The sequence below is a fragment of the Microcoleus sp. AT8-A3 genome, from assembly GCF_036705675.1.
In the GTDB taxonomy this organism is placed as follows: Bacteria; Cyanobacteriota; Cyanobacteriia; order Cyanobacteriales; family Microcoleaceae; genus Microcoleus.
The window spans coordinates 1-10,659 of sequence record NZ_JAUBVD010000106.1; the positions used below are offsets into that span (position 1 = coordinate 1).

Annotated in this window: 3 protein-coding genes; 1 reads left to right on the top strand and 2 read right to left on the bottom strand. The window is 49.9% G+C overall.

Translation table 11 applies throughout. The features are described from left to right. Window positions 1-200: 200 nt before the first annotated feature. Window positions 201-3,725 carry a response regulator gene (locus QUB51_RS29480; protein ID WP_333052933.1) on the bottom strand — a complete coding sequence of 1,175 codons (3,525 nt, stop codon included), beginning with the start codon at window positions 3,723-3,725 and terminating at the stop codon, window positions 201-203. A 1,719-nt stretch (window positions 3,726-5,444) separates the two neighbouring features. On the opposite strand from QUB51_RS29480, the gene QUB51_RS29485 reads away from it, so the two are divergent. Then, on the top strand, window positions 5,445-6,068 hold the full coding sequence (locus tag QUB51_RS29485; RefSeq protein ID WP_333052932.1) for a GNAT family N-acetyltransferase: 624 nt from the start codon (window positions 5,445-5,447) through the stop codon (window positions 6,066-6,068). A gap of 646 nt (window positions 6,069-6,714) precedes the next feature. On the opposite strand, the gene QUB51_RS29490 is transcribed toward QUB51_RS29485, so the two are convergent. Beyond that, window positions 6,715-10,659: Ig-like domain-containing protein (locus tag QUB51_RS29490; RefSeq protein ID WP_445299850.1), on the bottom strand; the 3,945-nt coding region annotated here is incomplete at its 5' end.

Below are 10,659 nucleotides of genomic sequence, written 5' to 3' on the forward strand. Positions count from 1 at the left end.
CGTCCTTTTTGGACGGGCGGGACGCCCATCCCACAATAACAATTAAAATTGTAAGTTATTTAATTCGCGCTCCAAATGAGCGTTTCACGGAGTGATAATCGCTTTGGGCTACATACATATTTGGCCACTCATCTACTTATTTAGGAATAGGTTTTTCCCGAAATTGTGCGTGGGATATCAACATATAATACTTATAATGACTAATCACAATTTAGTAAAAAAGTCAATACAGTTTCATCAATTCCCTTTAGTTTCAAAGGCTTATATTTAACAATGCGATTTTCCTCCACATAATCTGCAACCGCCGCCGAAATTAGCACCGTGTTTGGTTCCGTCACCTCTTGCAAGCGGGCGGCAATATTCACGCTCGGCCCGATCGCAGTATAATCCGATCGATCGGGGCCGCCAAACATCCCCACCACCGCAGTACCCTGGTGAATTCCGCAGCGAAACCGCACCGGAGGGACGCCATTTTCCCCAACAATTCCCTGCTCCAACCAGCCCTTGTTAAGCTCCTTGAGAGCTCCCAGCATTTGCCCCGCAGCAGCCACAGCGCGGCGTACTTGCTCATTAGGCGTTAATTCCTCCGGCGCGCCAAAGAAAGCCATTACCGCATCTCCAACAAACTTGTCCACCGTACCGCCACTGTCAAAAATAGCCTTAGTCATTGCCGCCAAATATTCATTTAACAGCTCAGCTACCCGGCGCGATCGCAGCGTATTTGCCATTTGAGTAAAACCGACAATATCGCTAAACAAAATAGTAATCAATCGCGGTTCCGGGCGCAAATCCAAGGCCAAATCTCCAGCCGCTGCGGCCTTCACCATCGCCGGCGGCAAAAATCGGCGCAGCACCGACTCAGTTAAATAACTGTTCAACTGCTGCACTCGCCGCTCGTTTTGTTTGAGGGCGATCAAATTCCGCACTTCCGCCAACAATTCTCGATCGTTAAAAGGCTTGGACAAATAAGCATCCGCACCCCGTTCTACTCCTTCAATTCGAGTATCTTCGTCGGCTTTAGCAGTCAGCAAAATTGCCGGAGTTCCCTGCAATTCCTCATCTTCTCGAATCATCTTAATCAAATCCAAGCCCGAAATCAAAGGCATCATCAAATCCGTTATAATTAAATTAGGGCGACGTTTTTTAGCCACGGCAAATCCTTCTTCTCCGTTGCGGGCGAGCAAAACTGCAAAGCCGGCATCTCGGAGAATTGCTGACACATAAAAGCGCAAATCTGGATTGTCGTCCACCACCAAAACCGTTCCCACTGCTGTTTCCGATCGGACAGGTTGGAGCGACTCAAAGTTATGATTTTCAGCCTCATTTTCTGATAAATCCGCCTCCACATCGGCCAGTTCCACCGCAGCTTTCGATGAGTGAAACTCCGCAGGTATTTCTAGTACCTGTTCCGGGGGCAAGTGCGTCGAACCAAAGTGCAGCCAAACGGTAAAAGTAGTACCTTCGCCGTAAACTGACTCAACTGAAATTTGACCGCCGTGGAGTTCGACTAATTCTTTGACAAGTGCCAAACCTAAACCGCTGCCTTCGTAGGAACGACTAGCTGAACCTTCGGCTTGGTGAAATCGCTCGAATAAATAGGGAATTTGTTCGGTGCGAATGCCGATACCCGTGTCTTTTACTTGCAACAAACAGTGAGCGCCGGCAGATTCAACTTTCAGGGTGATAGTTCCGCCTTCTGGGGTGAATTTAACAGCATTTGATAGCAGGTTGTAAATAACTTTGTCAAATCTTTCCAAGTCCAAATAAAGTAAAGGACATTCTTGCAGTTGGGTAATTAAGTGCAGTCCTTTTTTCTCGCAGTAGGCGCGGAACGACTCTGCGGTAGAGTAACAGAAACCGACCAAATCGCAGGGGCGAAAACTCGGCTGCATCCGTCCGGCATCTAGCCGCTGCAAGTCCAGCAGTTGATTTACCAAGCGCAGGAGGCGGCGGGAATTACGCAAAGCGATTACGGCTTGTTCGTAGGGTAAGTCTTCTTTACGCCTGCAAGCTGATTCCAGAGGGCCGATAGTTAGAGTTAGAGGCGTGCGGAACTCGTGGGAGATATTTTGGAAAAATTCGGTTTTGAGCCGATCGGCTTCCAGAAGCCGTTCTGCCTGCTGTCTGGTAGTCTGGTAGAGGCGCGACTGCTGCACGGCTAGAGCAGCTTGAGTTGCGACTATTTGGGCCAGGTCAATATCTGAGATGTTCCAGCGGCGGATGCTGTGATTTTGGCGCAGCGAAATGCTGCCGATGATTTTGCCTTCTGAGAGCAAGGGAACGACTAACAGGGCGCGGGCTGGCGATCGAACTTGCAGTTCTGTAACATTTAATTCGGGGTGTTCGTCGAGGTCTTCGATCGCCACCGGCTCTTTTGATACCATAACTTGCAACAACAGCGGATTGCCCCGAATCGGCACCAAAGACTGTGGCAAAGAAGGATGGGCAAAAACCCAGGCGCGAGTGTTAGCAGCAGCATCACCAGAATCCGTCTCGTAGCCCAGAGGGTTCGCAACTAGCTCTGGATTATCAAGAAAACCCTGTTCTACAGCCACGGTATCCCTATCTGTGTCGTATAGCCCCACGCATTGGACGTATTCATCATCTTCTGTCCACAGAGATAGGGCGCAGCCGTCAACTTGCAAAGCTTGGCCGAGTTGTTGAGTAATGGCTGCAAAAATATTTTGGGGATCGAGACTCGATCGAATTGCCGTAGTAATAGTATTGACTAAGGCCTCGCGCTTGGCCAGCGCCCGCACCTGTTCGTAAGCCCGGGCTTGAGAAAGCGCCAAAGCCGCTTGGTCTGCCACCGTAATTACCAACTGTACCTCGTGGTCTTGCCACTGGCGCGGTTCCTCAAACTGATGCAGCGCCAAGACTGCCATCAGTTCGATTTTGTAAAATAGCGGTACGATCAAGCTGGATCGAATATTCGCAGCTTCGTAAGCCTGCTTTCGCTGTGGATTATCCCAGTTTAAAACTCGATCGTCAGTTTGGGCATCTTGAATCACCTCCACATCCAGAGTTTCCCAAACCAAATCCGGCAGCAAATCCGGGGAGAGTTCGGCAGCAGAAGCATCACCGGGCGTGACTTCCTCATCGCCCCCCACACCTTTAGTTTCTGCCTTCTGGTAAACGAACCACTCATCGGCCACCCGGCCGTCTTGGAACGGCCGCAGCAGACAGCAACTCACCTCAAACATCTGCCCGACAGTTTCCACAATTCTTTGCAGCATTTGCTGGTAATTGGGAGCCGATCGGATAGTATTGGTAACGGCATAAAGCAGCGATTCTTGGCTCAAAGCACGGCGCAGTTCATTGGTGCGCGTTTTCAGAAGATTGTGAGTCTCAACAGCTTGACTAACAAGATTGATCAGCTCTTGAGCATCCCAAGGCTTGGTAACGTATTTGAATACTTTGCCAGCGTTAATAGCTTCTACTAAATCTTCAACATCCGTATAGCCAGTTAAAATAATCCGGATCACGTCGGGGTATTGAGCCGCCGTCAGGCTGAGAAACTCCGTACCGCTCATTTTTGGCATTCGCTGGTCAGAGATAATCACTGCTACTTCTCCCTCTTTTGCCAAAATTTCGAGAGCAGCGGGGCCAGATTCGGCTCTGAGCACTTTATAGTCTCGATGGAAGGTGCGGTAAAGCAAGTCGAGGTTATCCGGTTCGTCATCGACTATCAGAATTTTTAGCTTAGGATTTTCTTGGGAATTCATGCACCGTTCTCCTGTGCCCCGGGGCTGTTCGATTTAATAAGTCTGATTAAAGGAAGAATTCGCCGATTTAAATTGCTGAAGTCATACCATTTTCGATTTTCTATCTTCGATTTTCGATTGCGAATGACTCCTGACATAAGGATTGGGAGTTTGCCTAGGTCGCCATTATTTTGGGAAAATGGTATCACAATAATTCGTGAATATGAATTTGTTGTAAGTATGCCGAGGCAAGCATCAACCTTGATTTTTGATGTCTGGGTTTTCAATTCGGAATTCTTCTGAGCCACAGTTATCTGTCGTGCACCCCAATTTTATTATTCAATGATATTCACATAAACTCGTCTCCAGATAAATTTCTTTCACCCCTTACCTTGAGGCAGCCGGAGATCAAACACAAATCTGGCTATTTTAACTGCCGTCTGGATATCTCAGAATACAGAGGAATAACCGTCTTGATTGTGAGTTGATTAGCCAAATTTATGTTTGCTCCTGCCTCCTGGGAATATTTTATTTGGTATGTGAAAGCTGCCCGCAGCAAAATACTATAGACAACCAACATCTTCGCCTGTGTTTTTTCCCACAAGTAATAGCAACTTTAACAGTCAGCCAAGGATAGCGACCACCATCGGGCCCTGAACCCCTGACTGATATTCGGGGGTGGCCCACAGACCACAGAGGTGTCTGTGGGAGTGACGCAATTGCTGTACCATTTTAGTTAGACTTGCACTTTTTTCCCCGATATCGGCATTTTTTGTGCGTCCTGCAGGCCAACGCCCAAGCTAATTACTGCGGCGAAACACCGCAAGTTTGAGCATCCATCTGTTAATCTTAGCTAGGGATGTACTCTGTGGAAACCGATCGGTCGATTTTAGATTTTAGATTTTAGATTTTAGATTTACTCCACAGATGAATCGGGGAGCTTGAACTAGGGTCTAAAATTTTGATCTCTCCACGACGAGTGTCGGTGGCTTGTATCTGTTTTTGGGCAGGGTCAATCAGCTCGATCGAGGTTTTGAAGGTCTCGCGCGCAGCAGAGTATCGAACCGACGGGGAAAACCCCTGCAGACTGTTTCCAGGCATCCAAATTTAAATTGGACGTTGGAAAAGTACCAAGTAGCTCAACAGGTAAGGCCGGTTCGATTGGGGACGGGCGATGGATAGCCCAGAACTGCTGAAAGCTGGGGTGCCAGGCCGGGGGGCGGCGGGGAACATCCGACGCGCCAGCGATCCCAGTGTTAGTATGGTCAGTCGTTGAGTTTTTCAACTACCGCTTGACGGATAAATTATATTCGATCGGGTATTTCAATAAGCAGAGAGCGGTAGGATTTCGGGAACCTGACGTTAAAACCTTTGTGATTGTTTTTAATACCTTGCCCGCTAAGCTGTCGCGCATTTAATTTGTAAGCTACCGTTTACTTAAACTCTTGTGATGCCGGCAGAAAGCCAGGGATCGAGCTTCAATTTAAAGGCAAAATAGCTGATCCACAAATCTACTATTAGGGGATGAGTTTTATTTTTTCATAACTAGAGTATTAAATGCTAAAAATTTTCCATTTACCTCAAATGCTACTTAAAGTCCATCGCCAAAAAATGTAATTTAATCTGGCAAATAAACTATGCCTATAAGTTACGTTATAAGAGCAGTATAACATCAGTGAATTTTCTAAGAGGGTAGCTTAGAAACCCGCGTAAAAAAAATTAATATAGTGGCCTGGCATTGTGAATCCTTCATTTTTTTCCTCACCATCTCACCAACAACAAACTCCCGGACTTTCTGGTTTTTCGATCCGAGTCGCTGCGCCCAACGACTTAACGCAGCTAGCGGATATTTTAGCCATGAGCTTTCACTCCCGCGAGGGGTTTGTAGAATGGGTGTATCCAGTGTTGCGTTTGGGCATTTACGAAGATTTAAAAAATCGACTGCGTTCTAAAGCAGAACATTACATTTGTCTGGTTGCTGAGCTAGTCTCGCGCGAGGAGGGAACGCAGAATTATAGGGCGCACCGAGATCAGCGCATAACAGGAACAGTAGAAATGGCTCTGCGTTCTCGCTTCCCTTGGCAAATCCCTAGTTCTGACTATCCTTATTTGTCGAATTTAGCCGTTCACCCGGAGTACCGGCGGCAGGGAGTTGCTCAACAATTGCTCAGCAACTGCGAGGAGACAGCCAAAGAATGGGGATTTTCTGAGATTTACCTCCACGTTCTGGAAAATAATCACGCGGCGCGACAGTTATACTATCAGGCCGGCTATCGCTTGCAACAGGTGGATTGGAATTGGACTGGTTGGCTGTTGGGCCAGCCGCGCCGCCTGTTTTTACGCAAGCAGATTCCGCTATCCTAAGCTAAGTATTTGAATTGATTATGGGGAATTGGGGCTTCGCCAAGAAAAAGGAAAAAATAGCTCTTCTTTCCTTCTATTGTGAATCAATGGAATGGGAATGGGGAATTATTGATGAATTTTAGTTGACTCTTAAGCCCGATCACAAAACACAATAAAATTAGTTGCTAGTAAACAGTATTTGTTACCAACCCTTGTGTACCTAGGAACACCTGAAAAACTCCATACAAAGTTATATCAACTCCCGTCGCCTCGTCGCGCGTAAAAACAAGTCAAAAATCACGGACGCTGCAACAGAAATTGCTCTAATTAATCTGCGTTAATCTGTGTTTATCTGCCCACATCGGCGGTTTTAAAAAGAAAATTTATTAACCGCAGATGACAATGGATTGATGCTGATTCACGCGGATAATAAGAGATTTATGAATAATTTCAAGGCTAACAGATTTGATCTTATACCAAATCCGGCTGGAATACACCCTTATTTTTTAGCATTTTAGAGAGGGACAAAAGGCAACTGTAAGAGCGATGTCAAGGGCCGATCGCTACAAAGTTTCTAACCCGGATTGAGTATTGTGAGGAACGCCACAGAAGTTCTAATCTGCTGTGGCGTTTTGTTCGCCAGAACAGGAGACTTTCGCCGCCAATTCTAGAGCTCAGAGAGATTTGGTAGGAAATCCGAGGAGCCGATCGCCCCGTTAACCCCAACCAGATTTGCTAGAACCCGATCGGTTCCTGCTACTAGCAGCAACGTACCGTTCGGAGTGGCGCTAAATTGCAACTGCTGGAAACTCAGGCCGTCGGTCAAAACCAACTTATCGACGCCTACCTCGAAGTTAATCACAGTATCAATGCCGCCATCAGCACTCAACACATATCGATCGCTCCCCATACCTCCAATTAAAGTATCCTCGCCCAAGTCGCCAAACAGCCAGTCATCTCCAGATCCCCCATTGAGAATGTCGTTATCTTTACCACCAATCAGAGTATCGCTGCCAGCATCTCCGTTGATAGTATCTTGGCCTTCATTACCGTAGAGCAAGTCATCGCCGTCACCGCCGTTGACGCAGTCTTGCTGGCCGTTTGCCCGCACCGAGACACCCCGGTTATCAGCACGATCGCCATAGATAGTATCGTTGCCCTCGCCACCGCAGAGTTCATCGCTGCCGTCACCGCCGTAAATCGAGTCGTCACCTTGATCTCCGTGTATGAGGTCGTTAGCTTTACCGCCGTAAATCAAATCGTTGTCTTCACCGCCACTGATGGTATCGTCACCCTCATCGCCGAACAGCACATCAGCACCGAGGCCACCAAAGAGCAAGTCTTGGCCGCCAGCATCTTGAGCTCGACTTCGAGCACCACCGTACATGGTGTCGTCGCCACTGTCGCCAACCAGCGTATCAGAGCCAAGTTCGCCCCAAATCAGGTCATGATCTTTGCCACCCCAAACACAATCATTGCCTTTACCTGCTTGCACCGTATCATTACCATGGCCGCCGCCGATGATGTCATTGCCACTGCCACCAAAGAGCAAGTCTTGTTCCCCGATATCCCCGATGGACTGGGAACTGCCACTGTCACCGAGCAAAGTATCGGCTCCTTCGCCACCGTAGAGAGTATCGGAGCCTAATTGACCGTAGATCAGGTCATTGCCTTTACCTCCGTAAGCGCGATCGTTATCTTTGCCTGCAACCAGGGTATCGTCGTCTTGTTGGCCGTGGAGGAAGTCGTCACCGAAGCCTCCGTAAAGCAAGTCGCGTCCCTGGGAGTCGCTGGCCCTTTGGTCGCGGATTCCCCCAAACAAGCTGTCGGAGCCGATGCCACCAAACAACGTATCGGAGCCGAGTTCGCCCCAAATCAGGTCATTTTCTTTACCTCCAAGGGCAATATCGTCACCTTTGCCGGTATGGATGGTATCGTCGCCCTCGTTGCCGTTAATGAGGTCTGCACCCTCGCCTCCGAAGATCAAATCGCGAGCATCGTCAGGACTCTGGGAGTTGTTCTCCCCGGTGTCTCCGAGAATCGTATCGGCACCTCGATCTCCAAACAGAGTGTCCGAGCCTAAGTCGCCGGCAATCCAGTCGTTCTGTTTGCCTGCAAATACGATATCGTTGCCCTCGTCTCCGTAAACAATATCGGTGTCAATGCCCCCAAAAATCGTGTCATTGCCTTCGTTGCCGTAAATTTCGTCCGCGCCGTCTTCACTTAAAAGCAGGTCATTACCTTCAAAACCGACAATTTTTTGGTTGCCTTTGGTGTCTACGATCAAGTCATCGCCGTCGGTTCCTTTGGTGGTTTGTCCCTCGGAAAATTGTGAAATAGGCCGGACAAATCCAACTGCAGGTGGTGGCGGCGGGGGCGCAAAGTTAATTCCCGGTTTTTCAATAATGGGCTGACACAAACAGTCGGTATCTGTTTCCCCGATCGGATTTGAGACGATCGGCGTGGGGGGCGTTGGTGTGGGAGTGGGCCCATCCGCCCCCAAGATAGCGACAAAAGTAGCGGGAGCGGGACTGATGGCACCGCTGTTGTCTGTGGCGCTATAGGTGAAAGTGGCTCCTGTAAAGTTGCCTGTGGCTTGCAAAAATAGTTGCTGTAACTGTTCTGGCGTCAGGACTTGACCTAGTGTGACGGGTACACCCCCGTTGGCTGGATCTCCTAAAAACAGGACTGCTTGGTCTGGTGAGGGCAGGCTGTTGATGGTGTAAGAGACGATCGACCCGTCGGGGTCACTTCCTCCCAATCCTGTGACTAACTGGCTGCTGTTGGGCGCGAGGCGGGAGTTGGCATTGTTGGCTAAGGGCGGTTGGTTGTCAGTTGGAAGTATGGCCGCGACAGTAGCGACAGCGGGACTGGATGCGCCGCTGTTGTCTGTGGCGCTATAGGTGAAAGTGGCTCCTGTAAAGTTGCCTGTGGCTTGCAAAAATAGTTGCTGTAACTGTTCTGGCGTCAGGACTTGACCTAGTGTGACGGGTACACCCCCGTTGGCTGGATCTCCTAAAAACAGGACTGCTTGGTCTGGTGAGGGCAGGCTGTTGATGGTGTAAGAGACGATCGACCCGTCGGGGTCACTTCCTCCCAATCCTGTGACTAACTGGCTGCTGTTGGGGCCGAGGCGGGAGTTGGCATTGTTGGCAACTGGCGGTTGGTTGTCAGTTGGAGTTGGAGTTGTGGGAGTTGTGGGAGTTGGCACTATCAGTCCATCCACAGTAGCCGTAGCAGGGGGACTGATAGCACCCCTGTTGTCTGTGGCGCTGTAGGTGAAATTGGTTCCTGTAAAGTTGCCCGTTGTGAAGAAAAATAATTGCTGCAACTGTTGAGGAGTCAGGACTTGGCCGGGTGTCACTGGTACGCCACCGTTGGCTGGATCTCCTAAAAACAGGACGGCTTGGTCTGCTGGGGGCAGGCTGTTGATGGTGTAAGAGACGATCGACCCGTCGGGGTCACTTCCTCCCAATCCTGTGACTAACCTGCTGCTGTTGGGCCCAAGGCGGGAGTTGGTATTGTTGGCCAATGGCGGTTGGTTGTCAGTTGGAGTTGGAGTCGGTGTGGGATTTGTTGGAGTTGGAGTCGGTGTGGGATTTGGGGAAACCGGCCGCAAGATAGCCGCCACCGTAGCGACAGCGGGACTGGTGGCGCCCCTGTTGTCTGTGGCGCTGTAGGTGAAATTTGCTCCTGTAAAGTTGCCTGTTGTGGAGAAAAATAGTTGCTGTAACTGTGCTGGAGTCAGGACTTGACCGGGTGTGACTGGTACGCCCCCGTTGGCTGGATCTCCTAAAAACAGGACTGCTTGGTCTGGTGAGGGCAGGCTGTTGATGGTGTAAGAGACGATCGACCCGTCGGGGTCACTTCCTCCCAATCCTGTGACTAACTGGCTGCTGTTGGGCGCGAGGCGGGAGTTGGCATTGTTGGCTAAGGGCGGTTGGTTGTCAGTTGGAAGTATGGCCGCGACAGTAGCGGTAGCGGGACTGGTGGCGCCGCTGTTGTCTGTGGCGCTGTAGGTGAAATTTGCTCCTGTAAAGTTGCCAGTAGCTTGGAAAAATAGTTGCTGCAACTGTGCTGGCGTCAGGACTTGGCCGGGTGTGACGGGTACGCCACCGTTGGCGGGATCTCCTAAAAACAGGACTGCTTGGTCTGGTGAGGGCAGGCTGTTGATGGTGTAAGAGACGATCGACCCGTCGGGGTCACTTCCTCCCAATCCTGTGACTAACTGGCTGCTGTTGGGCGCGAGGCGGGAGTTGGCATTGTTGGCTAAGGGCGGTTGGTTGTTAGTTGGAGTTGGAGTCGGTGTGGGAGTTTGCCCATCCGGCCGCAAGATAGCCGCGACAGTAGCGACAGCGGGACTGGTGGCGCCCCTGTTGTCTGTGGCGCTGTAGGTGAAATTTGCTCCTGTAAAGTTGCCTGTTGTGGAGAAAAATAGTTGCTGTAACTGTGCTGGAGTCAGGACTTGACCGGGTGTCACTGGTACGCCACCGTTGGCTGGATCTCCTAAAAACAGGACTGCTTGGTCTGCAGGAGGCAGGCTGTTGATGGTGTAAGAGGCGATCGACCCGTCGGGGTCACTTCCTCCCAATCCTGTGACTAACTGGCTGCT